Source organism: Acinetobacter sp. AYS6 (assembly GCF_025630795.1).
Lineage (GTDB): Bacteria > Pseudomonadota > Gammaproteobacteria > Pseudomonadales > Moraxellaceae > Acinetobacter.
The window spans coordinates 15,929-37,619 of the sequence record NZ_JAOTNV010000006.1 but is presented as its reverse complement, the minus strand read 5'-3'; the positions used below and the strand labels follow the sequence as shown (position 1 = coordinate 37,619).

General features: G+C 41.5%; 23 protein-coding genes. 10 read left to right on the top strand and 13 right to left on the bottom strand.

The features are described 5' to 3' along the window. Positions 1 to 93: 93 nt before the first annotated feature. A complete protein-coding gene (locus OD757_RS08475; RefSeq protein WP_002114202.1) occupies positions 94 to 1,011 on the top strand; it encodes a LysR family transcriptional regulator in 918 nt (305 codons plus the stop codon). 59 nt (positions 1,012 to 1,070) lie between these two features. On the opposite strand, the gene madM is transcribed toward OD757_RS08475, so the two are convergent. Genes madM through mdcA form a run of 9 tightly spaced genes read right to left on the bottom strand, consistent with a single transcriptional unit; the run spans position 1,071 to position 8,381 of the window. After that, on the bottom strand, positions 1,071 to 1,835 hold the full coding sequence (gene madM, locus OD757_RS08470; protein WP_009388184.1) for a malonate transporter subunit MadM: 765 nt from the start codon (positions 1,833 to 1,835) through the stop codon (positions 1,071 to 1,073). Next, positions 1,828 to 2,244, bottom strand: a complete 417-nt coding sequence (gene madL, locus OD757_RS08465; RefSeq protein ID WP_005132242.1) for a malonate transporter subunit MadL — start codon at positions 2,242 to 2,244, stop codon at positions 1,828 to 1,830. Before madL ends, madM begins: the two co-directional genes overlap by 8 nt. A 56-nt stretch (positions 2,245 to 2,300) precedes the next feature. Beyond that, the gene (gene mdcH, locus OD757_RS08460; RefSeq protein WP_263031565.1) at positions 2,301 to 3,230 is read right to left on the bottom strand and encodes a malonate decarboxylase subunit epsilon; all 930 of its coding nucleotides are present in this window, start codon (positions 3,228 to 3,230) and stop codon (positions 2,301 to 2,303) included. 12 nt (positions 3,231 to 3,242) lie between these two features. After that, a complete protein-coding gene (locus tag OD757_RS08455) occupies positions 3,243 to 3,857 on the bottom strand; it encodes a malonate decarboxylase holo-ACP synthase (RefSeq protein ID WP_263031564.1) in 615 nt (204 codons plus the stop codon). Beyond that, on the bottom strand, positions 3,848 to 4,675 hold the full coding sequence (mdcE, locus tag OD757_RS08450) for a biotin-independent malonate decarboxylase subunit gamma (protein ID WP_263031563.1): 828 nt from the start codon (positions 4,673 to 4,675) through the stop codon (positions 3,848 to 3,850). The genes OD757_RS08455 and mdcE overlap by 10 nt, the downstream gene beginning before the upstream one ends. Then, positions 4,672 to 5,523, bottom strand: coding sequence for a biotin-independent malonate decarboxylase subunit beta (locus OD757_RS08445; protein ID WP_263031562.1), 852 nt, complete (start codon positions 5,521 to 5,523; stop codon positions 4,672 to 4,674). The genes mdcE and OD757_RS08445 overlap by 4 nt, the downstream gene beginning before the upstream one ends. Beyond that, on the bottom strand, positions 5,516 to 5,815 hold the full coding sequence (locus OD757_RS08440) for a malonate decarboxylase subunit delta (protein ID WP_263031561.1): 300 nt from the start codon (positions 5,813 to 5,815) through the stop codon (positions 5,516 to 5,518). The genes OD757_RS08445 and OD757_RS08440 overlap by 8 nt, the downstream gene beginning before the upstream one ends. 2 nt (positions 5,816 to 5,817) lie before the next feature. Beyond that, positions 5,818 to 6,702: a triphosphoribosyl-dephospho-CoA synthase gene (locus OD757_RS08435; RefSeq protein WP_263031560.1), complete on the bottom strand. Its 885-nt coding sequence runs from the start codon at positions 6,700 to 6,702 to the stop codon at positions 5,818 to 5,820. After that, a complete protein-coding gene (gene mdcA / locus OD757_RS08430; RefSeq protein WP_263031559.1) occupies positions 6,702 to 8,381 on the bottom strand; it encodes a malonate decarboxylase subunit alpha in 1,680 nt (559 codons plus the stop codon). Before mdcA ends, OD757_RS08435 begins: the two co-directional genes overlap by 1 nt. A 406-nt stretch (positions 8,382 to 8,787) precedes the next feature. Here mdcA and OD757_RS08425 point away from each other — a divergent pair, with 406 nt between their 5' ends. Further along, positions 8,788 to 9,975 carry an MFS transporter gene (locus OD757_RS08425; protein WP_263031558.1) on the top strand — a complete coding sequence of 396 codons (1,188 nt, stop codon included), beginning with the start codon at positions 8,788 to 8,790 and terminating at the stop codon, positions 9,973 to 9,975. 6 nt (positions 9,976 to 9,981) lie between these two features. Here the strand turns inward: OD757_RS08425 and OD757_RS08420 are convergent, their stop codons facing one another. Both OD757_RS08420 and OD757_RS08415 read right to left on the bottom strand, forming a co-directional pair. Next, the gene (locus OD757_RS08420) at positions 9,982 to 10,575 is read right to left on the bottom strand and encodes a GNAT family N-acetyltransferase (RefSeq protein WP_263031557.1); all 594 of its coding nucleotides are present in this window, start codon (positions 10,573 to 10,575) and stop codon (positions 9,982 to 9,984) included. Positions 10,576 to 10,617: 42 nt separating this feature from the next. Beyond that, positions 10,618 to 11,253 (bottom strand): FMN-binding negative transcriptional regulator, encoded by a 636-nt coding sequence (locus OD757_RS08415; RefSeq protein WP_263031556.1) that lies wholly within the window; start codon positions 11,251 to 11,253, stop codon positions 10,618 to 10,620. A 115-nt stretch (positions 11,254 to 11,368) separates the two neighbouring features. On the opposite strand from OD757_RS08415, the gene OD757_RS08410 reads away from it, so the two are divergent. Then, a complete protein-coding gene (locus OD757_RS08410; RefSeq protein WP_263031555.1) occupies positions 11,369 to 12,859 on the top strand; it encodes a PLP-dependent aminotransferase family protein in 1,491 nt (496 codons plus the stop codon). Positions 12,860 to 12,866: 7 nt separating this feature from the next. On the opposite strand, the gene OD757_RS08405 is transcribed toward OD757_RS08410, so the two are convergent. Both OD757_RS08405 and OD757_RS08400 read right to left on the bottom strand, forming a co-directional pair. Further along, positions 12,867 to 13,556 carry an LrgB family protein gene (locus OD757_RS08405; RefSeq protein WP_263031554.1) on the bottom strand — a complete coding sequence of 230 codons (690 nt, stop codon included), beginning with the start codon at positions 13,554 to 13,556 and terminating at the stop codon, positions 12,867 to 12,869. Between the two features lie 12 nt (positions 13,557 to 13,568). Beyond that, positions 13,569 to 14,000, bottom strand: coding sequence for a CidA/LrgA family protein (locus tag OD757_RS08400; RefSeq protein ID WP_263031553.1), 432 nt, complete (start codon positions 13,998 to 14,000; stop codon positions 13,569 to 13,571). Positions 14,001 to 14,110: 110 nt separating this feature from the next. Here OD757_RS08400 and OD757_RS08395 point away from each other — a divergent pair, with 110 nt between their 5' ends. The 7 genes from OD757_RS08395 (at position 14,111) to OD757_RS08365 (ending at position 21,477) form a co-directional block, all read left to right on the top strand. After that, positions 14,111 to 15,016 carry a LysR family transcriptional regulator gene (locus OD757_RS08395; RefSeq protein ID WP_263031552.1) on the top strand — a complete coding sequence of 302 codons (906 nt, stop codon included), beginning with the start codon at positions 14,111 to 14,113 and terminating at the stop codon, positions 15,014 to 15,016. Between the two features lie 120 nt (positions 15,017 to 15,136). Next, positions 15,137 to 15,763: a glutathione transferase gene (gene yfcF / locus OD757_RS08390; protein ID WP_263031551.1), complete on the top strand. Its 627-nt coding sequence runs from the start codon at positions 15,137 to 15,139 to the stop codon at positions 15,761 to 15,763. A 34-nt stretch (positions 15,764 to 15,797) separates the two neighbouring features. Next, complete coding sequence (yghU, locus tag OD757_RS08385) at positions 15,798 to 16,646, top strand: glutathione-dependent disulfide-bond oxidoreductase (protein WP_009388185.1); 849 nt, start codon at positions 15,798 to 15,800, stop codon at positions 16,644 to 16,646. A 249-nt stretch (positions 16,647 to 16,895) separates the two neighbouring features. Continuing rightward, positions 16,896 to 17,405 carry a rhodanese-like domain-containing protein gene (locus OD757_RS08380; RefSeq protein WP_263031550.1) on the top strand — a complete coding sequence of 170 codons (510 nt, stop codon included), beginning with the start codon at positions 16,896 to 16,898 and terminating at the stop codon, positions 17,403 to 17,405. 18 nt (positions 17,406 to 17,423) lie between these two features. Then, positions 17,424 to 18,365 carry a serine O-acetyltransferase EpsC gene (epsC, locus tag OD757_RS08375; RefSeq protein WP_263031549.1) on the top strand — a complete coding sequence of 314 codons (942 nt, stop codon included), beginning with the start codon at positions 17,424 to 17,426 and terminating at the stop codon, positions 18,363 to 18,365. Between the two features lie 243 nt (positions 18,366 to 18,608). Then, entirely contained in the window at positions 18,609 to 19,541 is a 933-nt protein-coding gene (locus OD757_RS08370; RefSeq protein WP_239936972.1) for a family 2A encapsulin nanocompartment shell protein, read from the top strand. Next, positions 19,516 to 21,477, top strand: a complete 1,962-nt coding sequence (locus tag OD757_RS08365; RefSeq protein ID WP_263031548.1) for a family 2A encapsulin nanocompartment cargo protein cysteine desulfurase — start codon at positions 19,516 to 19,518, stop codon at positions 21,475 to 21,477. Before OD757_RS08370 ends, OD757_RS08365 begins: the two co-directional genes overlap by 26 nt. Positions 21,478 to 21,691 lie beyond the last annotated feature (214 nt).

The following is a 21,691-nucleotide window of genomic DNA, read 5'->3' as shown; positions in this document are numbered from 1 at the left end:
CTTCGACCTAAGCACAATTTTATAGTCTTTATTTTGTGTTAACTTTATAGTTCAAATCTATATTTTTAAGGGAAACAGGTTCAAAGGATTAATATGGAAATTGATGAAGAACTCACCCTTAAAAAAATACAGATTTTTTTAGCTTTTATGCGCTGCGGTAACTTGTCTAAAACAGCCACAGAAATGCAGTTGAGTAATGTCAGTGTTCATAAAGCTCTGCATTCCTTAGAAAGTGCTTTACGTTGTCCTCTTTTTAAAAATGAAGGACGCAATCTCATTCCTTTAAAAAGTGCTTATGTATTTGAAGAACGTGCACAAAAAATCGTACAAGACATTTTTATTACCGTAAATAAAACCAGAGAAGCCGCTGGCTTTGCAGCCAAGGTTTTACATTTAGGGTCTCTTTATTCTTTGACGGTAAATACGATTCCAAATGTGATTAGTGGTCTCAAACTCAGACGTAGTGAGCTTGATATTCAACTATTACTCAGCTCAAATCAGGACTTAGTGAAAAAGCTGAAAGCCACGGAGCTGGATGCGATTATCGTGGCTTTAAATGAAACCACTCAAGATGATGACTTTGAAATTTTGCCGATGTTTTCAGATGACATTTTTTTGGCCGTCAATAAAGATTCAAAATATGCCGATTTTAAAGATATTGATTTAAGCCTTTTAAAAGAAGAAACTTTTTTAACTTTAACTAAGGGTTTTGCAACTCATAACGACAGCGACATTATTTTTAAAAAAGCAGGTTTTTCACCAAAAGTTGCTTTACAGGTCAATGATATTTTTACCTTAATTAGTATGGTCAGCTCAGGTGTCGGTTTTGCTCTACTACCCGGCCGTATTTCTGCAGTTTATGAAAGTTCAGTAAAACTTATTCCACTAAAACAGCAATATCATATGCAACAAGAAATTGGCTTGGTCTTTCTAAAGAGTAAAGAGCGCGATCCAAACTTACTTGCTCTGATTGCTGAATGTCGAATGTTTGCCTCTAATTTTAAAAGATAAAAATAAGGGCCGTTGTATTAGTTAACAACAGCCCTTTTGTTTGAGCACTAAAATACGTATCAGCCTACCAAAGCTTTAACCGCAAAGAACAAAACAGTCGGCCCCATTAAGCAGCCAAGACCTGTATGGAACGTTGCTGTAAGCGCACCGTAAGGCACTAAACGTCGGTCTGTTGCTGCTAAACCAGCTGATACACCACTTACTGTTCCAGCCAAACCACCAAAGATCATGGCAGAACGTGGATTGTCTAATCCCATAAATTTTGCTGTAAGCGGTGTTGAAACCATTACACAAATTGCTTTCACCAGCCCCGTTGCAATTGAAAGCGCCATGACCTCAGAACTTGCTCCAATAGCAGCACCCGTAACTGGTCCCACAATGTAGGTCACTGCACCCGCACCAATTGTGGTAATACTCACCGCGTCACGATAGCCAAAAATCCATGCAAACATACAACCGACAATAAATGGCAAAATGGTTCCGAGAAATAAAGAGAAGGCGCCAATAAATCCGGCTTTTTTCGCCTCAGTCGCCTGTACCTCAAATGCAGTTGCGACAATGGTAAAGTCACGAAGCATTGCACCGCCCATAAGCCCGACACCGGTAAAGAGTGCAAGATCGGTAATCCCTTTTTCACCGCCTGTCATTTTTCCGCCAAACCATGCCAAGATTAAACCAATTACAATCGCAATTGCTGAAGCATGCACTCGTCCATTGGTTAAATATTTAGATAGCTTGGTCGACAACCACATAATTAAAGCAATTAAGGCGAAAGCTGTAATTAAACCTAAATGGGTTAAGTCTTTTAATAATAATTCAACCATGAACTTTGCCTCCAATGCGGTTTAATGTGGTGTCTTCTTCCTTCGGTAAAGGGCTTGCTTTGTTGTAGCGGCTTAAGCCCGCAATGGTGAGTGTACAAACGATAACTGAAACTACCGCCGCAAAAAGTGCCATATGTCCACTAGATAATGCTGTAACCACATTTTGTTGTGCAGCCATAGCAACAACAACAGGAATGTACATGGTGCCCCAGAATGAAACGCCTTTTTCGGTTTCAACTGTCATAACACCACGTTTTTCCATCCATAACCGTATGCAAATGAGTAAAATCATGGCGATACCCACGCCACCAACGTTGGATTTTACACCCAATAAAACGCCCAACAGATCGCCAACAATCACACCTACCAAGGTGCAAAGTGCGAGTAAACCAACTCCATATATAATCATGACAATCCCTCATATCCTTGGATCATTTATGCTTTTGTAAATCAGAATCAAAAAGATCAATAACTCTGCTGTTCTTTTTGCATTGCCATCTGAATAGTGTCTATGCGTGTGCCTTGAAGTGACAACACGGTTCCTTCTTTAAATGTTCGGCGTGCAAGTGTAGTAAGCACCGTTCCCGGCAAAGCTTCGATCTGTAACCTCACACCTCGCTCCCATGCAGCTTGGATGGTACTTTCCCAATCTACAGTTCGACTCATATTAAAAGCCAAGTCATCACCAATCAGTTCTGGTCTGCTAAGCGTACGAGCCGTTGTACCACTTAAATAACGTATTTTAGGCTGCTTTAAAGTCACTCCCTCCATAGACGCTGCAAGTTGTTTTGCTTGCTGACTTAATAATTCACAGTGCGATGGCACCGATACATCTAATTTTTTTGCCACCACGCCTTGTTGCCTTGCCAAAACAGCAACTTGGTTCATAGCTTTAAAACTTCCTGAAATAACGATCTGGTTATGTGCATTAATATTTGCGACAAACACCTCTGGCGCTATTTCATAAATCTGTTTGATCCATGTTTCAACAGCTGCACGGTCTGTACCAATCAGAGCAGTCATACCATAGCCAGTTGGATAGGCGTTTTGCATAAGTTCACCTCGATAGGCAACTAAACGAACGGCATCCTTAAAGGCTAAAACTCCTGCTACAACCGCAGCCGACCATGCACCAATTGATAAACCTGCTACATAATCTGGTGTTAAGTTTTCCGCTGTTAATAAGGCTGAACTCACCACGCCTGAAATCAGCAAACAAAGCTGTACTGCACGTGTCGATTGCAATGCAGCCGGACTATCTAACATCAAGACATCTTCTTTGAGTGCATCCGATGCACGCTCAAGGTATTCTTTAACCAGTGCGGTTGGAGGTAAGTCGTGCAACATATTGCTTCGTTGCACACCTTGTCCCGGATATACCCAAATTGAAGCCATGATATCTATTCCCTAATTCCATGGGTTTTCTACTAAAACAGCACCGTCAGGACGTTTTAATAGAACTTTTCCACTGTTCCCAGCCCATTCTTTTAAAGCCAAACCACCTTGTGGTAGTTGCAGCTGTATATCCACATTGAGCCCTGCTTGCTGAAAATTTTCGAGTAGCTCAATTGCCTGCTTTTTGGCAAAAGGTTGTTCAGCTCGAATCAATAAATCTATGTCACTTTGCTCGGTTACTGTTCTAATGCCCGTTGCCAACTCAAAGCCGAAACTTCCTGTATATCCCCAACATCCGGAAAAGTTTTTCATAATGTTAGAAATGCTCTGTAAACGTTCTGCCAAGTGCTCAAACTGCTGCGTATCTATATCTACATGAGTCAATGCTTCGGGTTTAAGCTGTTTGCTAATTGCAGACTGTGGCATTTGAGCTGCATAACGTTGATGACGAAATTGCCCTCTTACACCCACAGCCACCTGATCTACAGGAGTAATTGCACGTCGAACCACAACAGGATCACCTCGTTGCAATACCACTCTCACCCAATGCGGAGCATCATCGGCCAAGCAATCGACCGTCATGCCCCACAACAAATCATGGGCTTCGAGCTTAAGTTTCATGACCATTGCTCACGCAATAATTCACGGACTTTTTTAGACATTTGACGGTTTTGGCCGTGAAGTCTTTGTTCCAACCCTCTAGATTGATCAGCATTAATTTCTTTAAACGCTTGAGCGATCACCTGCTTCGCTGACAAAAGATCATCGGTTGTCGGTTGCTCAGGGTTTTCGACAGATAACAGTTCAGATAACAAACCTAGAGTTGCATAACTTTCAATGTCATAAGCCATTGGCGGAATGCTTGATGCCAATTGCTCTAACTCATCAACCGACCGCAAGGTAACGCGTGCAGCAGATTCCTTACCCATTGCATGCACCATAACACCTGAATCTTTTAAGGCAATAATACGATTGGCTTGGTATCCATGCGCCAAGAAAGCACCCGACATCGACTTACCAACCAATAAACTGACAATAGGATGACCTGCTAATCTGGCTCTAGCATAGCTATCTACTGCACTCGCTAAAGCTTGATGAATACCCAATAATTCTTCACGGCGCCCATAGGCCTGACTTGGAACATCAACCAGACATAAAATACCGCGTTTAGTTTCAGCATGTGCATCGGCCTGAATCACTTCATCAACTGCTTTTGCTAAACTCCAGCCTTCTAGCAGTCCAACTTCACCTTGTCTTGACCGTGGGAACAGATTATTACTGTCTTGGACAACGGCAATCACACGTACTTCTTGCTGATCAATCTGGCCATCAGCCACCCAAACCGAAGCTGGAAAACCTTCAACTGTCTTAAAGCCTTGCGTGAGTGCTTTAAACCAATGTGCACCACGAGTAGATGCTTTTAATGTATCAACGGCGATATTCATGCTTGCTCTCCTTGATACAAAACTTGAACTTGTGCTGGGGTAATCTGCTCAGCAGTATCGACTTGTTGTAGCTTCGCTAAATAGAATGAGTAGTTTGAACTACGATGCTGCTGAGGCATACCTTGAGTTAAATAATCGATGACTTGCTCACGAATTTTCTGGCGTTCATCGTCAACATAAGCATCTGCCAAACCACTAGCAAAACGCTGATTACCACCAGTAATACTCCATATAAATGGACGATCTTTGGCGTTATATTCTTGTACACCAGCTTCTTGTTCAATCACTTGCGGGCCATTTAAGCCTAAACGTCCTTCTTGTGTCATTACAATATAGCTACATAGTCCAGCTGCAATTGACATACCGCCGAAACACCCTACACTACCTGCGACTACTGCAATCACAGGTTGATACTGACGTAAGTTCACAATTGCAGCCTGAATCTCAGCAATTGCAGCCAAACCTAAATTTGCTTCTTGTAAGCGAACACCGCCCGTTTCCAACAGTAAAATTGCCGCTGTTGGAATACCTTTTAGATTATCTTCAATCGCAAGTTCTAAGGCACCCGCAATTTTGGCACCGCCTACCTCACCTAAACTTCCACCTTGAAATAAGCCTTCAATAGAAATTAAAACCACTGGGTGTTCTTGAATCGATCCTTTTGCAATCACTACACCATCATCGGCTTGTGGCACGATATTTTGCTTAACGAGCCAAGGCGACATAACACGTGAAAATGGGTCGAGTAACTCTCGAAAAGTTCCTTCATCTAATAGCGCTTTGGCGCGTTCTCTTGCACTCAGCTCAATAAAATCTTGTTTATTTAACAAACTCTGAATATCAGTCATGAGCAATCTCCTCCAATGCTTGTTCTAGACGTAAGCGAACGACACCGGGAGTTGCACCAAAGTCATGAATATCAATGTTGACCGCTGGCGGTATTTGAGCAGTAAAAATCCGTTCAAAAAGATTGTGCCAACGTGCTGCACTGCCATCTACCGAAGTCACTACCTGAATAGAAGCTTTTCCTGTTTCGCCGGGTTCCATCAAAATTTCCAAATCACCCGAGCCTACACATCCTACTAGTGCTCTTTTTGCAGGTGGCTCTGTGGCCAAAAATTCAAAATGAAGTGTTTCCATAATCAAAATCCCTTTTTATTTTTCACAGATGACTGCTGAGCACGATCTATAAACAAGGTTGCTGCTAACAAATCTGCGACACCACCAGCAGAAGCTTTCATCCTAAGCAGGTCAATCTCTAAAAGATGCAAAGCACGTCGACCTTCCAAGCTTGAGCTGCCGCCCAAATCAAGTACTTGCTGAGCACCTTGTTGCATACGCTTTAAACCAGATGTTCCAGAGCGATAAAGCACACAGGTATCGGTCAGATCAGTCATCATCGCAAGTAAGGCATCTAAGCGAGCGAACTCTTCTTTCATTGGTTTACTACGACTTTGGTAAAGCTGCTTTAAACCAAAATTTACGATGGTTGGAAAACCTTGTTGAGCCTGTTCTTTTGCACCGAAGATGCCTAATTTCTTTTGGACTTGCTGACCATGACTCAAAGCCTGCTTTGGAATAAAGCAATCTTCAAGCTGAGCAATCTGGCCTGCTAACTGACATAGTTCAACAGCCGATAAATATTGTTGATTACTGCGCGCCAATGCTGCTGCCGTAACCATTAAACCCAATGCCCAAATTGCACCACGATGTGTGTTGACACCATCTGTTGCCAACATCATAGTCTTTTCACCTTGGCGACCAATTTCTCCAATGTCTTCACGCAAAGCTAAACAGACTTTTCCATGATGCTTTGCAGCTTGCGCCATCGCATCAAACATAGGCCCTAAACTTTTCGCAGAGCGCTCCATTAATTCCAAAGTCAGGTCATCATGTGCACCACTGCCACGGCGATCTACCAAAGCTGGTTTAGGCGTCAGATTAACCTCATCAATCAAAGCCTCGACCGCCATGTCTGCCAAAAGCTGACTATCGCTGAGCGTTTGATATTGAATTTGTGCCATCATTACCAACTCCTAAATTTTGCAGGGGGTTGATATAAACCATCTGACCATGTCACCAAGTCGGCAATATTTTTTGCAGCTAAAAGCTCACGTGTTGCATCGGTGCGGCGAATACCTAAATCTTCAGGGAATACCACCAAGCCTTCGCTTCTTAAACGTGCTGTTGTTTTAGGGTCTTGAGTTAAACCAATACTGGTCACACCTGCCACCGCAGCGATCATGGCTTGGCGCTCTTCTTGGCTGCTTGCTTTATATAGATAAGCAATGCCTTCTTCGGTGAGTAAATGGGTCACATCATCGCCATAAATCATGATCGGTGCTAAAGGCAAACCTGCGGTTTTAGCCACTTCAACCGCATCAAGACATTCTACAAAAGTTGGCTTGCCACCCTCTTGGAAGGTTTCCACCATTTGAACAACTAACTTTTTACCACGTGCCAAATAAGTTTCGGTTTCATTGGCACCTTGCAAACGCATATCTAACCATGCAGGTGTATCGTGACGACGTCCACGTGGATCATGCCCCATATTTGGTGCTCCACCAAAACCAGCTAAACGACCTTTGGTGACAGTCGAAGAATGGCCCATGCCATCAACTTGCAAAGTTGCACCGATAAATAGGTCAACGGCGTACTGACCCGCGAGCTGACACATCATACGGTTGGAACGTAAAGCACCATCACGACCTGTAAAGAACACATCGGGACGAGCTGCAACATATTTTTCCATACCGAGTTCGGTACCAAAACAATGCACGCTTTCAACCCAACCTGTTTCAATCGCTGGAATTAATGTTGGATGCGGATTTAGTGTCCAGTTTCGGCAGATTTTTCCTTTTAAACCTAAAGATTCACCATAGGTCGGTAAAATCAATTCAATTGCCGCAGTGTTAAAACCAATACCATGGTTTAACGATTGCACATTATGTTTTTCATAAATTCCGCGAATTGCCATCATCGCCATGAGTACATGCACAGGTTTGATGTGTTTCGGGTCTCGAGTAAATAATGGTTCAATATAAAATGGCTGATCTGCAACCACCACATAATCCACCCAAGAAGCAGGAATATCGACCCGTGGTAAATCTGAGACGTCATCAACCAGTTCATTGACCTGAACAATCACGATACCGTCACTAAAAGCCGCAGGTTCAATAAGTGCTGGAGAATCTTCGGTACTTGGACCTGTATAGATATTGCCTTGACGGTCTGCCATAAAGCCCGCTGAAAGCACCACATTTGGAATGAGGTCGACCACCAAACGTGAATAGAGTTCGATATAGGTATGAATCGCACCAATTTCTAACAGCCCATCTTCAATTAACTGACTAATACGTAAACTTTGCGGGCCAGCAAAAGAAAAATCGAGCTTACGCGCGATACCTTTTTCAAATAGATCAAGATGTTCCGAACGCCCAACGCTCGGCATGATCATATGTAAATCGTGCAAAACATCTGGATTGGTTTGTGCCAAAGAGCGCGATAAAAAATCTGCCTGTTTTTGGTTATTCCCTTCGAGTACAACTCTATCACCCGGCGTAATCAGTGTTTCTAAAACTTTAATAATGTCCTGAGTTGGAATAACCACACCATCGGTATATTGGTTTGCCATCTCTAGTTTTAGTTGTTTGGCATGACGCCGCTTTGTCCATAATCGTTCTTTATTCTGAACTGAGCCTTCCATGTGTTTACCTATAGATCGCAGTTTTGTTCTGAATCTATAAAAACGCTTTATGGACTTTCGATCAATCAACCTAGATGAGCTGTTATTAACTTCAGGTTAATGATTTATTTTAAGATGGCTGAAAAAGATTTGAGAGAATAGACATATTAAATGTCTTAAATAAATAGACTTATTTAGAAAAATTGGGGCTTCAACTGTTTTGTATCAAACTGTCAGATGATAGAATCTTAAGTGTGATTATTCAGCTGCAATTACTTGATAAAAAATAGTTTATGCCAAAGAAATATTGTTATACCTACCGCCAAAAACACCTCAATATTTTCGAGTTGAGCTGTTGAAACTTCCCCATATAAAAAAACCGGAAACATCCAGATTCATCGATTAACAAATATAATTAAAGGCTCTTATGTTTCAAAATACGATGCATCGCCAAGTTCTCATTTTGGCGAGCTCTCAGTCACTTTTCCAAACTGTCTCGATCATTGTCATGACCATTGGTGGTCTAGCTGGTGCCAATATTGCAAATACCCCCACACTTGCAACGCTACCCATCGCATCTATGTTTTTGGGTACGGCCTTGATGATGTTCCCTGCCTCAATGTTGATGGCACATGTGGGACGGCGTAAGGGTTTTCTTTTCGGCGCTTTTTTAGGTGTAATTGGCGGTATTATTGCCGCCATTGGTATCTTTTATAATTCGCTTACTCTCTTAGCCTTAGGCACGTTATGTGTTGGCGCATATCAATCCTTTGCCCAGTTTTATCGTTTTGCTGCCAGTGAAGTAGCAGATGATGCGTTCCGTTCACGTGCCATTTCTTGGGTTATGGCAGGTGGAATTGTTGCAGCACTGATTGGCCCGACTTTGGCGCGCTTTGGTGGACCTTTGTTCCAGCATTTAGAATATATCGGTTCATTTTTAATTATTAGTATCATTTCACTTGTGGCAATGGGCATTTTATCTAGCCTATATATTGCCAATACAGTTGAGCAAAAGTCTGACTTTACTGCTGGTCGCCCATGGCAACAGATTGTCTTTCAACCGACCTATTTAGTTGCTCTGTTTGGTGCAGTCACAGGCTACGGCATCATGATTTTAGGTATGACCGCAACACCCATTGCCATGCGGCATTCGCATCATGAACTTGGGTCAATTACGACAGTCATTCAATTGCATGTGCTTGGTATGTTCCTACCCTCATTCTTTACTGGACATTTAATCGCTCGATTTGGTGTGCTTAAAATCATGTTTGCAGGTCTTATATTATTTGCTTGCTATATTGGTTTTTCCCTCTCGGGTATTCAGTTCGCATCTTTTGCAATTTCACTCATTTTATTAGGTGTGGGATGGAACTTTTTATTTATTGGCAGCACTTCTTTACTTACCGGAACGTATACAGCGGCTGAAAAAGCCAAGGCCCAAGCCATTAACGACATGACTGTTTTTATTGTCGGATTAATTTGTTCATTTAGTGCAGGTGCTTTACTCGATTTATTTGGCTGGAAAGCAATGAATATGGCTTTAATACCATGGCTGGTGATTGCCGCAGTTTCTCTCTTCTGGCTAAGCCAAAAAAGAGAAAAGCAGTTTGTTTAAATCTTTTTAACGCGGTTTGCTCAATAGCCATTCCAGATTTTGGCGAACCGCAGGCCACTCATGTTTTAAAATGCTATAAACATGGGTGTCGCGTAAAATATCATCTTTCACAATTTGATGGCTTCTGAGCACACCATCCAGCTTTGCTCCTAAACGAGCAATTGCAGCTTGGCTTTGAACGTTTAAAGAAGATGTACGTAACTCAACTGCAATGCAGTCTAAAGTCTCAAATGCATGAGCCAACAATAATTTTTTACATTCAGTATTTACAGGCGTACGTTGTGCAGACTTTCGATACCATGTCGAACCAATTTCTACACGGCGATGGGCTTCTTCAATATGCATTAAAGTTGTCATGCCCAGCGCTCGCCCCGTTTTTCGGTCTTCAATATAAAATGGCAGCATAGAACCAGATTTTTGCAAACCAAGACGTCTTTCAATTTCCGCAGTCATCTGTTCAGGTCTTGGCACACGGGTATACCAAAGATTATAGAGTTCCCCATCGCAAACGGCCTCTTTGAGCGCTTCAGCTTGAGTTACATCTAGCGGCTTTAAAATAACGTGTTCACCCAATAACTCAACAGGTGTAGTCAAAGACATCTTTATCTCCTCAATTGATATTAAGCTTTTATATTTTCAAAATTATTTATTTAACTCAGCCACACTGTACATTGCATTCGCTATAGTTTGATGACCAGATTTCGATAGGCCATCTGCCGCGCCTAAAATGTCTCGGCGTTCTTTGTTTTGCCCAAGTTTTGATTTTCCTTGCAGTTTGGTAATTTCAATTTCGATACCGACAATCGCCTTTAACATCGGTTCAAGATAGTCTTTTGGTGCATCGGACATTTTCCAGGGTTCAGGTTGAGAAGCTTCATGGGTGCGGGTTAAGCGAGCCACCACACCACGAACGTAACGTTCATCATCCCGAATGCTGACTTTGCCATAAGCATGCACAACCCTATAGTTCCATGTCGGCACTTGTCTGTGCTGTTCATGTTTGGATGGGTACCAGTTTGGTGAAATATAAGCATCGCCAGCTTGAAACACGACAAGTACCTCATCTCCATTTTTAATGTCCTGCCAAACAGAATTATTTCGAGACACGTGCGCATGTAGTACACCCAAGTTCCCTTCATTTGCCTGCAATTCAAATGGAAGATGATTTGCATCTAATCCATTACTTCCATGAGTAAAAAGTACTCCAAATGGATATTCTGAAATAAGAGAATGCAATACATCCAAACGGTTTTCTGCAAAATCATCAGGGATATACATGGCTAAAAACCTCGCTGTAAATATCAGGATTATTTATATTTTGTGTTGTAAATTTTCTGGTTTATGTGGATTATTAAAAAGTACCACTTTGTATTTTTTTAAGTAGACCAGAATTATGGCTAGAATGGCAAAAGTTGTTGAACTTCCGTCTATTGCAAAGATTGATAAAAACCAAGGAAAGATTACAGCTCAGCTAATACACGCTTTACGCGAAGCTGTACAAAGTGGCGATTTACAACCGGGAGACCCATTGCCTTCTTCCCGTGAACTGGCTCAAACACTTGGGGTCGCTCGCGGAACCATTATTGAAGCTTATGATCAGCTTTTAGCAGAAGGTGTTTTTGATTCTCAAGCACGAACTGGCACCTATGTGTCTCACGCTTTAGCTAAAAAAACGACGCCGCAACATGCTCAAAAAGAAACCCCATCTAGTTCAATACCTTTGACTAAATCTGCATTTTCTTATGCCAAAGTGCTTGAAGAATTTAAACCACTCCCACATGTTCCATTTGCTGTATCTGTCCCCGTTGGACGAACCAGACCGAGTGATGTCTGGCGTAAGTTCGGCAATAAATTCAGATCACGAGGTGCAGGGATTCCTTCGGGATATGGTGAGCCTCAAGGTGTGTTATCACTAAGAATTGCCATAGCTGACTATGTACGCCGATCACGTTCCGTCCACTGCGAACCTGAACAAATTGTGATTACACCCGGCATTCAACAGGCGCTCTATATATGTAGTCAGATTTTATTTGAAGCGAAAGATGAAGTCTGGATAGAAGATCCAGCATATCGGGGCACCACGGCGATTTTCGAACATGCTGTACAAAACATTCGGATGGTGCGTGTTCCTGTCGATGAAGAAGGTATTGATGTTGAAGCTGGAATTAAACTTTCTAAACATGCGCTTGCAGCATTTGTGACGCCTTCTCATCAATATCCACTCGGTATGCCCATGAGCCTAGCAAGACGTACGGCTTTATTGGCTTGGGCAAAACAGCAAAATGCATGGATTATTGAAGATGACTATGACAGTGAACTTCGTTATAACGGTCAGCCCTTCCCATCTTTACAAGGCATGGCGCCCGATCAAGTGATTTATCTGGGTACTTTTAGCAAAGTACTTTTTCCCTCCCTGAGGCTGGGCTATGCAGTGCTGCCTAAAGAACTGGTAGCACCCTTTTGTGGACTCAGGGTATTAATTGATCGACATCCGCCTGCTGCTGACCAACACGTTTTAGCTGCTTTTATTCAAGAAGGCTATTTAGAGCGGCATATTCGACGGATCCGCAATGTGTATGCAGAAGTTAGAGAACACATTATTTGCATGATTGAAAAATACATACCTCAAGAGCTTGCTTGGTTACAACCCGGTGATCAAGGCATGCATATGGTGTTATGGCTTGCTGATCACATTAATGACGTTGAAGTTGCAAGCATAGCGGTCAATGAAGGCATCGCCATTAAAGCAATTTCACCGACATTTTCAAAAGAACAGCAACGTTCGGGTTTAATTATTGGATTAAGCGACTTTGAACCAGAACTTCTGCAACAAGCCGTCAAAAAACTATCAAAGATTATTCAACAACATGACAAGCCAACTTAAACCAAGCTTACAACAGTAACCATAGATGAATGGCAAATGGTCCAATCAGCACCATTAAAATCCCTGCGATTACCATGGTTAAACTGGCAATTACACCTTCTTCGCTATTGCGCTGCTGTGCTCTGACTGTACCAAAACCATGGGCTGCATTGCCAAAGGCTGCCCCATTTGCCACATTAGAACGGATTTTAGTCATCGCTAAAATCGCATCGCCGCAAATCATACCGACCAAGCCCGTAATGACAGTAAATAATGAAACCAACGCTGCTGAACCGTGAATATCTTCCGCTAAAATCATAGCAAACGGGGTTGAAATAGAACGTGCCATTAAACTGTTGGTGACTTCAGGGCTAAAATGAAACCACTGTGCCATTTCATAGGCAGACATCACACCTACACTCATCCCCACAATAATCGCAATTGAAAGAACACCGAGGTTTTTACGAATCGTTTCCCGATAACGATAAATCGGCACAGCAAACGCAACTGTTGCAGGCCCTAATAAATTAACAATCCACTGCGTATCTTCAGCATAAGTTTGATATGAAATTCCAAAAATCGTCATCAAAATAATGGTGAGTACAGGCACACTAATCGCAGGCGATAACCAAAGTTTTGGATTTTTCTGATAGATTTTCTTTGCCACAACATAGGCTGCCAAAGTCCAGATCAGACAAAGAATTGACCAAATATTCATGTCGTTTGCTCTTTAGATATGCTTATGTTGAAGACGTTTTCTAGCCTGTAAATAAGCTTTCAAACGATTGTAATAGTGAATAGTCAGGCACGTACTGAGCATGACCGAAATGGTCCCAACCGCAATGCTCAAGACAATTTGCCAGCCTTCGGTCATAAACAAGGTTTTATATTGAACGACGGCGACCACAACAGGTATGAAAAACAGCAACAGTTCACCTAAAACAACGGTTGCTCCCATTGCTACCTGATCCATTTTGATAATTTTAAAGAACAGGCATAGAAGTAATAAAAACATACCTAAAATACCTGCGGACACAGGTACACCTAGTTTTTGATGTAAAAGATATCCGACCCACCAAAAACCAGCCAAAATCAAAATTTGTTTAACTAATGCTAAAAATGAAGGTTGTGTGGGTGTTCCAGAAGCAGATTCAGTACTCATTTTGCGAAATTAAATGGTTAACTACACCATTATGCTAGCTTGGTTAAAGCTGCTTAATATGAATTATTCATGTTAATATTATTCTAAAATGGAATAATTTATTCTTTATTATGCTCTCTCTAAAATCATTACAGTGCTTTGTTACTCTAGTCAAAGCTAAAAGCTTTACCCGTGCTGCTGAAGAGTTGTATCTGACTCAACCTACTATTAGTAAAATATTACAGCAGCTTGAAGAACAGCTTCAGGTCCAACTTTTAGTTAAACCCGATCATGGACGAAAAAGACAAATTGAATTAACTGAAATTGGAGAACGCATTTATCAACATGCGGTCGAGCTTCTTCAGGCAGAACAGAACATCTTTCTTGAAATTGAAAACTACCAACAATTAAAAACAGGAACTTTAAAACTTGGCGTTCCGCCTTTAGGTTCGCAGCTTCTGACGACTGCCCTGTTTGATTATCATCAGCAATTACCAGATATTGAATTGGCTTTTATGGAGGTTGGTTCACGCGGTATTGAGCAAGCTTTGCTTAACAATGAGTTGGACGTTGGCGTTTTATTACAGCCTTTTGATGAGCAAATCTTTAATAGCATTGAGCTATGTAACTACCCTTTAATGGTTCTTTTACGTCGGGATGCCACTTGGGCAATCCGCAAAAAAATAAATCTAGAAGAGCTACAACACCAATCATTTTTAATGTTTCCTGAAAATTTCTCTTTAAACAGTATTATTCTCGATGCCTGTAAGCAGCATGGTTTTTACCCAACCATTGCTTGCCGGACCAGCCAATGGCACCTCTTGGCAGATATGGTGCTACAACGCATGGGAATTGCGCTCTTGCCACAATATTATACCGACATGCTTGACCCTAATTTATTTGCAGCGGTACCACTCGAAAAACCAAATATTCAGTGGCACTTAGTGATGGCTTGGAAAAAAAATCTTCCTGTCTCACCAGCAGTACAGGCGTGGCTTAGTATTGTTCGTCAGCATTTTCAGCACATTAAGCCCTAACGTTGAACACTGAAATGGCTTAATTCAAAAACTGATAAAGCTTTTCCACAAAAAAGCTACCCAATCTTGGATCAGCTCACTTAGACTAGATCCAATTGTTTTATGACATGGACAATAACAATGAATAATGAATATTTTAAGCTGTACACAGATTCACAATTTCTAAGCCCCTACGCGTTTACAGTTTTTGTAGGGCTACATGAAAAACAAATTCCATTTGAAATTGCGACCATCAACTTAGACCAGCAAGGCCAGTTTGAAAAATCTTATGTAGCAAAGTCATTAACTGCCAAAGTGCCTGTACTCGAACATAACGATTTTGCGTTATCAGAATCATCTGCCATTTTGGAGTATCTTGAAGACCTCTATCCAGACACAGCTATTTATCCAAAAGATATTCAAGCACGGGCAAGAGCAAGACAAATTCAGGCATGGCTCAGATCAGATTTAGTGGCTTTAAGAACTGAACGTCCAACCGATGTTATTTTTATTCAGCCCAAGTCCACTCCACTTTCAGAAGAAGGTCAAAAAGCAGCCGAGAAACTTTTCTTTGTTGCAGAAAAACTTCTAGCGCCTCATGCCGAATTTCTTTTTGGTTCATGGAGCATTGTAGATGCTGAACTCGCGCTGATGTTACAACGCCTTATTCAAAATGGTGATGCTGTGCCAGAGCGCCTAAAAAATTATGCATTACAACAGTGGCAACGCCCAACAGTACAAAAATGGCTTGCCTTAAGACATAACTAAGCCCTTATATTTCAACCAAACATGAGATAAAAAAATGAGTGATTCAAATTATATTCCTCCAAAAGTTTGGCAATGGACTGGAGAAAAAACCGATTTAAACCAACCTACTTCAGGTGCGCGTTACGAACATACGCTTCCTGTCGGGAAACACCCGCTCCAGCTCTATTCTTTAGCAACTCCTAATGGACAGAAAGTCACCATTATGCTGGAAGAGCTTTTAGCATTGGGTCATCAAGATGCTGAATATGATGCTTGGCTCATTAAAATTGGTGAAGGACAGCAATTTGGCAGTGGTTTTGTAGAAGCTAATCCAAACTCTAAAATTCCAGCATTGGTTGACCATAGCCAGAACCCGCCATTAAGAGTGTTTGAATCTGGCTCAATTTTGCTTTACTTGGCTGAAAAGTTTAAAGCATTCATTCCGACTGATATTGCTGCACGTACTGAATGTCTTAATTGGTTATTCTGGCAAATGGGCAGCGCGCCTTACTTAGGTGGCGGCTTTGGGCATTTTTATGCCTACGCACCGGTTAAAATTGAATATGCAATTAATCGCTTTGCCATGGAAACAAAACGATTACTTGATGTGTTAGATCAGCATCTAGCAAAGCATGAATATTTGGCAGGTTCTGAATATAGCATCGCTGATATTGCAGCATTCCCTTGGTATGGTGGTCTGGTTAAAAACTGGGTCTATAACGGCGCGGAGTTTTTAGGTGTCGACCAATATAAAAATGTTCAGCGCTGGGCAGATGCGATTTTAGCGCGCCCTGCGGTTCAACGTGGTCGTATGGTCAATCGTACTTTTGGCGATTTAGAAACGCAGTTACATGAGCGCCATGATGCCAACGACTTTGAGACCAAAACGCAAGATAAAGTTTAATTGTCCTTTAAAATATTTTGCCCGCCCTCTTAGCGGGCTTTTTATTAAAATAATGAATTTAAAATTTATAATAACTATAGATTAAAACAATATAATAATATTCAACAATTTTAAAAATTCATTCCCAAAATCATTCAAATCCATTTTATTAAAAATAGATATATAAATAGATATTCATTATTTCTGCTTATATTTAAAACCGCGTAAATTGAACCTTAACAATCTGAATCGAAGATAAGGATATATTCAATGAACGCTAAATTAAATACAGAAGCTCCGCAAAGTTTTATCTCAAATGGTTCAAATACATCCTTTTCAGCCGAAGATATTCTTGCTAAAGCACAGCAATACGCACAAGACCATGAACTGAATTTTAGTGGCAGTTTATCTCCCACTGATGCATGGCAGCTTATACAAAATGGAGAGGCTGTTTTAGTTGACGTACGCACCAATGAAGAACGTAAATTTGTAGGATATGTGCCTGAAAGTATTCATGTGGCTTGGGCAACAGGCACATCATTTAACCGTAATCCACGCTTTTTAAAAGAACTTGAATCAAAAGTTGGCAAAGACAAAACCATTCTTTTGTTATGTCGTAGTGGCAACCGTTCAGCTCAAGCAGCCGAAGCCGCATTTAATGCAGGTTTTGAGCACATTTATAACGTTCTTGAAGGCTTTGAAGGCGACTTAGATGATCAGCAGCAACGTAATCAAAAAAATGGTTGGCGTATTCATCACCTCCCTTGGCAACAAGACTAAAACTTCAATAAATTTTCAGTGAATCAAGGAAAGCTTGTGACTCAATGGAACATTAATGCTGTTGTACAAGGTTTACAACAAGCAAGGCATGACTGGCGTCAGCAGCAACACAGGACCAAAGAATTTGGGGGCCGTGAACTTCCATCTAAAGAAGCTTTAAAAGCCATTTTAGATGACCTGTGCGGAATTTTATTTCCAATGCGTTTAGGCCCTGCTGACTTACGTCAAGAAACTGAAGATTCTTATATTGCCTATACTTTAAATCGGGTACTGACAGCCTTACATGCTCAAGTACAACTGGCTTTAAACTATGAAGCAAAACGTCATTTGAGTCATTCGAACACAGTCCAACAGCCAGACGAACTTGCTCAAAATATTGTGCAGGATTTTGCCAACACTTTGCCTTCTATAAGACGTCTTTTAGATGGCGATGTGCGTGCCGCTTATGAAGGTGATCCGGCAGCGCATAGTGTGGATGAGGTATTACTTTGCTATCCGGGCATATTTGCGATTATTTACCACCGTATTGCACATCAGCTCTATGCTCAAGTGCCTTTATTGTCTCGCATTATTTCCGAGTTGGCGCATTCTGCAACCGGTATTGATATTCATCCCGGTGCACAAATCGGTAAAGGATTTTTCATCGATCATGGTACAGGTGTTGTGATTGGTGAAACTAGTGTTATTGGGGAACGTGTTCGTATTTATCAAGCAGTGACACTTGGCGCTAAACGCTTTGAAACCAATGATGATGGCGCTTTGAAAAAAGACTATACACGCCATCCGATTGTTGAAGATGACGTCGTGATCTACGCAGGTGCCACTATTTTAGGCCGTATCACCATTGGCCGAGGTTCCATTATTGGGGGTAATGTCTGGCTTACACATAGTGTTGCCGCGGGGAGCCAGATTTTACAGTCGCCAAATGAGTCTTATCAAAAAAATCATATTCCCGGTTAAGAACTATAGATATTAAATAAATTGATAAGGAGACAAATAAATACTAAGAACTTAGCAAATTAATTAAATACTTATTTCTAATTTAAATATATTTTTATTTTAAAAATAGATTTCTTAATTAATAAGCTTCTTATTTTAAAAATTTATAACGCTCTTTTATTTTAAAACCAGAACTAATTCTAGCTTATATAAATCCTAGAATTTTTATTTTCAAAAAGCCAATGTAATAAGGAAAAATGATTCATGGCGAAAAATACAGACAAAGCCCAACTTGCACTTGGGGATCACGCGGCTCGCCAACTGGCCAATGCAACAAAAACAGCCCCCCAACTTTCTACGATTACTCCCCGATGGCTGACTCATTTACTTCAATGGCTTCCTGTTGAAGCGGGTATTTATCGCCTAAACCGTGTGAATAATACCGATGATATTCAGGTAGCTTGCACTCAGCGTGATGAAGCAACTTTACCTCAGACTTTTGTTGATTATGACCCAGAGCCACGCGAATACTTTTTAAATGGTGTATCTACTGTTTTAGATGTACATACACGTGTTGCCGACCTTTACAGCAGCCCACATGACCAAATTAAAGAACAGCTTCGCTTAACCATTGAAACCATTAAAGAACGTCAAGAAAGTGAGCTTATCAATAACCCTGAATATGGTTTATTGGCAAGTGTGACAGATGACCAACGTATTTCGACCTTAAATGGCCCACCTACTCCAGATGATTTTGATGATTTGCTACGTAAAGTCTGGAAAGAACCGGGATTTTTCTTAGCGCATCCTGATGCTATTGCAGCATTTGGCCGTGAATGTACACGTCGTGGCGTACCACCTCCAACGGTTAGCTTATTTGGTTCTCAGTTCATTACATGGCGCGGTATTCCACTTATTCCGTCCAATAAAATTCCGGTTGAAGATGGCAAAACTAAAATCTTGCTACTTCGTGTTGGTGAAAAGCGTCAAGGCATTGTTGGCTTGTTCCAACCAGGCCTTGCAGGAGAACAGTCGCCGGGTCTTTCAGTACGTTTTATGGGAATTAACCGTAACGCAATTGCGTCGTATCTGATCTCGTTATATTGCTCACTTGCAGTACTCACCGATGATGCGTTGGCAGTACTAGATGATGTGGAGGTGGACAAATATCATGACTACCCAGTTAACTACAAATAATCTGCAAGGTAGTCCAACAGGGCCCGAAGTGGTTGGTGTTAATCCACCAGCCAACTTCCCCGATGAATCCACGATTGCCCGTCTTGCCAATGAGTTTTTTTCAGCATTACCAAGCTCAAGCAGTTCGGCTTCTCCATCGGGACTTAATCTGGACTTACCTGTTGGAGCACCGCCGCACCCACCACAACCAGGTGAACCATTTTCTGCACTCACTGGTCGTGCGCCTAATATCGCCTTTCAGAAAAGTCTCAATCCGGAATATCCTGAGCATATTCCAAATTTGCCAGACTACCCTGAACGCCGAATTGTAGCGTCTGCGCCTGTGGTTGGTGGTGCGAATTTACCGCGCCCACCATTTGAACCACATTTGCCACAAGTTGCTCATAGTGAACCCAATGTGCCACGCATTGAACCAAGCTTACCTACTGGTGCAGGTGAATCACCTTATTATTTTTTAAATGATTTTTCTGCTCCAAGTACAGCAGAACCTTCAGTTAAAGGTGTTGAGGATAATTACTCAGTTGCGCAGTCTTTTCAGTTGCCACATGGTGACCAGCTGAAATCATTGCTGGCTGAAGATCGTTTTGCAACGAACACGCCTACCCAAAGTTCGGCAAGCTCTGCATTTTATTTTTTAGACTTGCCTCAAAGTGGACAAAGTTATAGTCATTATCAACCATCACAACCCACCTTTGTAGCAAGCAGTGCGCAACCGCTAGATATACACGCCATTCGCCGCGATTTCCCAATTTTACAAGAACGCGTCAATGGCCGCCCTCTAGTCTGGTTGGATAATGCTGCGACCACACAAAAACCGCAACGCGTGATTGACCGGATTGCTTATTTTTATCAGCATGAAAACTCAAATATTCACCGTGCTGCACATGAGTTAGCGGCTCGTGCAACCGATGCCTATGAGCATGCAAGAAATGTAGTTGCCCGATTTATTGGTGCACCCTCTTCTAAAGAAATTATCTTTGTTCGAGGAACAACCGAAGGCATTAACCTGATTGCAAAAACATGGGGTGAGCAAAATATTGGTGAAGGTGATGAAATTATTGTTTCTCACTTAGAACACCATGCCAATATTGTGCCTTGGTATCAACTCACTAAAAAAACTGGAGCGAAATTACGAGTCATTCCTGTGGATGACACGGGCCAGATTATTTTAGAAGAGTTGCCAAAACTGATTAATGAGCGCACTAAACTGCTATCGATTACTCAGGTTTCGAATGCTTTGGGAACAGTTACACCTGTTGCTGAAGTCATTAAAATTGCCCATGCCAAAGGTGTACGTGTTTTAGTTGATGGTGCTCAATCTGTTTCGCACATCCCTACCGATGTACAAGCTCTCGATGCAGACTTTTTTGTGTTTTCAGGACATAAAGTGTTTGGGCCGACGGGTATTGGTGCGGTCTATGCAAAACCAGAATTGCTAGAAAGTATGCCTGTTTGGGAAGGCGGCGGTAACATGATTCAGGATGTGACCTTCGAACAAGTAGTTTACCAACCTGCACCAAACAAGTTTGAAGCTGGAACTGGAAACATTGCCGATGCTGTTGGTTTAGGCGCTGCGCTTGAATATGTCGAAAGTCTAGGTATTCATAACATTGCTCGCTATGAACATGATCTACTCGAATATGGTCAAAATGCGCTCAGCAGTGTGTCTGGTTTACGCTTGATAGGAACCGCACATCACAAAGCCAGTGTCATGTCCTTTACTTTACAAGGCTATTCAACTGAACAAGTCGGTAAAGCTTTAAATCAACATGGTATTGCCGTACGTTCTGGGCACCACTGTGCACAGCCAATTTTACGTCGTTTTGGTGTAGAACAAACTGTACGTCCGTCTTTGGCTTTTTATAATACGACTGAAGAAATTGATTTATTGGTGTCGGTATTACATCAACTGACGCGTAATCGGCGTAGCAATTAAATTTATTAAAAAAAGACTGCTTTCGAGCGGTCTTTTTTTATAATTAATTTGCCATCATTAAAATTCAATTTTTCAATGAGGAAACTATTAAAACTCAAATAGTCCTAGCACTACATGTACTCGAGCAAAAGTCGTCTGCAACCTGCGTAGCATCAAAAAGATTCTATTTCTGTGAAATACTAGTTAAATGAAATAAGTCGACAGGTTTTGCAGA

Coding starts and splice junctions, on each gene's coding strand:
- OD757_RS08420 (WP_263031557.1), bottom strand. CDS start 10,575: ATGTCTTTGACTACACCTGTTGAGTTATTGGGTGAACACGTTATTTTA.
- OD757_RS08440 (WP_263031561.1), bottom strand. CDS start 5,815: ATGGAAACACTTCATTTTGAATTTTTGGCCACAGAGCCACCTGCAAAA.
- mdcH (WP_263031565.1), bottom strand. CDS start 3,230: ATGGCTTCAATTTGGGTATATCCGGGACAAGGTGTGCAACGAAGCAAT.
- OD757_RS08380 (WP_263031550.1), top strand. CDS start 16,896: ATGAACGCTAAATTAAATACAGAAGCTCCGCAAAGTTTTATCTCAAAT.
- OD757_RS08395 (WP_263031552.1), top strand. CDS start 14,111: ATGCTCTCTCTAAAATCATTACAGTGCTTTGTTACTCTAGTCAAAGCT.
- OD757_RS08370 (WP_239936972.1), top strand. CDS start 18,609: ATGGCGAAAAATACAGACAAAGCCCAACTTGCACTTGGGGATCACGCG.
- OD757_RS08445 (WP_263031562.1), bottom strand. CDS start 5,523: ATGACTGATATTCAGAGTTTGTTAAATAAACAAGATTTTATTGAGCTG.
- OD757_RS08415 (WP_263031556.1), bottom strand. CDS start 11,253: ATGTATATCCCTGATGATTTTGCAGAAAACCGTTTGGATGTATTGCAT.
- OD757_RS08365 (WP_263031548.1), top strand. CDS start 19,516: ATGACTACCCAGTTAACTACAAATAATCTGCAAGGTAGTCCAACAGGG.
- mdcA (WP_263031559.1), bottom strand. CDS start 8,381: ATGGAAGGCTCAGTTCAGAATAAAGAACGATTATGGACAAAGCGGCGT.
- yghU (WP_009388185.1), top strand. CDS start 15,798: ATGAGTGATTCAAATTATATTCCTCCAAAAGTTTGGCAATGGACTGGA.
- yfcF (WP_263031551.1), top strand. CDS start 15,137: ATGAATAATGAATATTTTAAGCTGTACACAGATTCACAATTTCTAAGC.
- OD757_RS08455 (WP_263031564.1), bottom strand. CDS start 3,857: ATGGTCATGAAACTTAAGCTCGAAGCCCATGATTTGTTGTGGGGCATG.
- madL (WP_005132242.1), bottom strand. CDS start 2,244: ATGATTATATATGGAGTTGGTTTACTCGCACTTTGCACCTTGGTAGGT.
- madM (WP_009388184.1), bottom strand. CDS start 1,835: ATGGTTGAATTATTATTAAAAGACTTAACCCATTTAGGTTTAATTACA.
- OD757_RS08405 (WP_263031554.1), bottom strand. CDS start 13,556: ATGAATATTTGGTCAATTCTTTGTCTGATCTGGACTTTGGCAGCCTAT.
- OD757_RS08475 (WP_002114202.1), top strand. CDS start 94: ATGGAAATTGATGAAGAACTCACCCTTAAAAAAATACAGATTTTTTTA.
- OD757_RS08400 (WP_263031553.1), bottom strand. CDS start 14,000: ATGAGTACTGAATCTGCTTCTGGAACACCCACACAACCTTCATTTTTA.
- OD757_RS08425 (WP_263031558.1), top strand. CDS start 8,788: ATGTTTCAAAATACGATGCATCGCCAAGTTCTCATTTTGGCGAGCTCT.
- mdcE (WP_263031563.1), bottom strand. CDS start 4,675: ATGAATATCGCCGTTGATACATTAAAAGCATCTACTCGTGGTGCACAT.
- OD757_RS08410 (WP_263031555.1), top strand. CDS start 11,369: ATGGCTAGAATGGCAAAAGTTGTTGAACTTCCGTCTATTGCAAAGATT.
- OD757_RS08435 (WP_263031560.1), bottom strand. CDS start 6,702: ATGATGGCACAAATTCAATATCAAACGCTCAGCGATAGTCAGCTTTTG.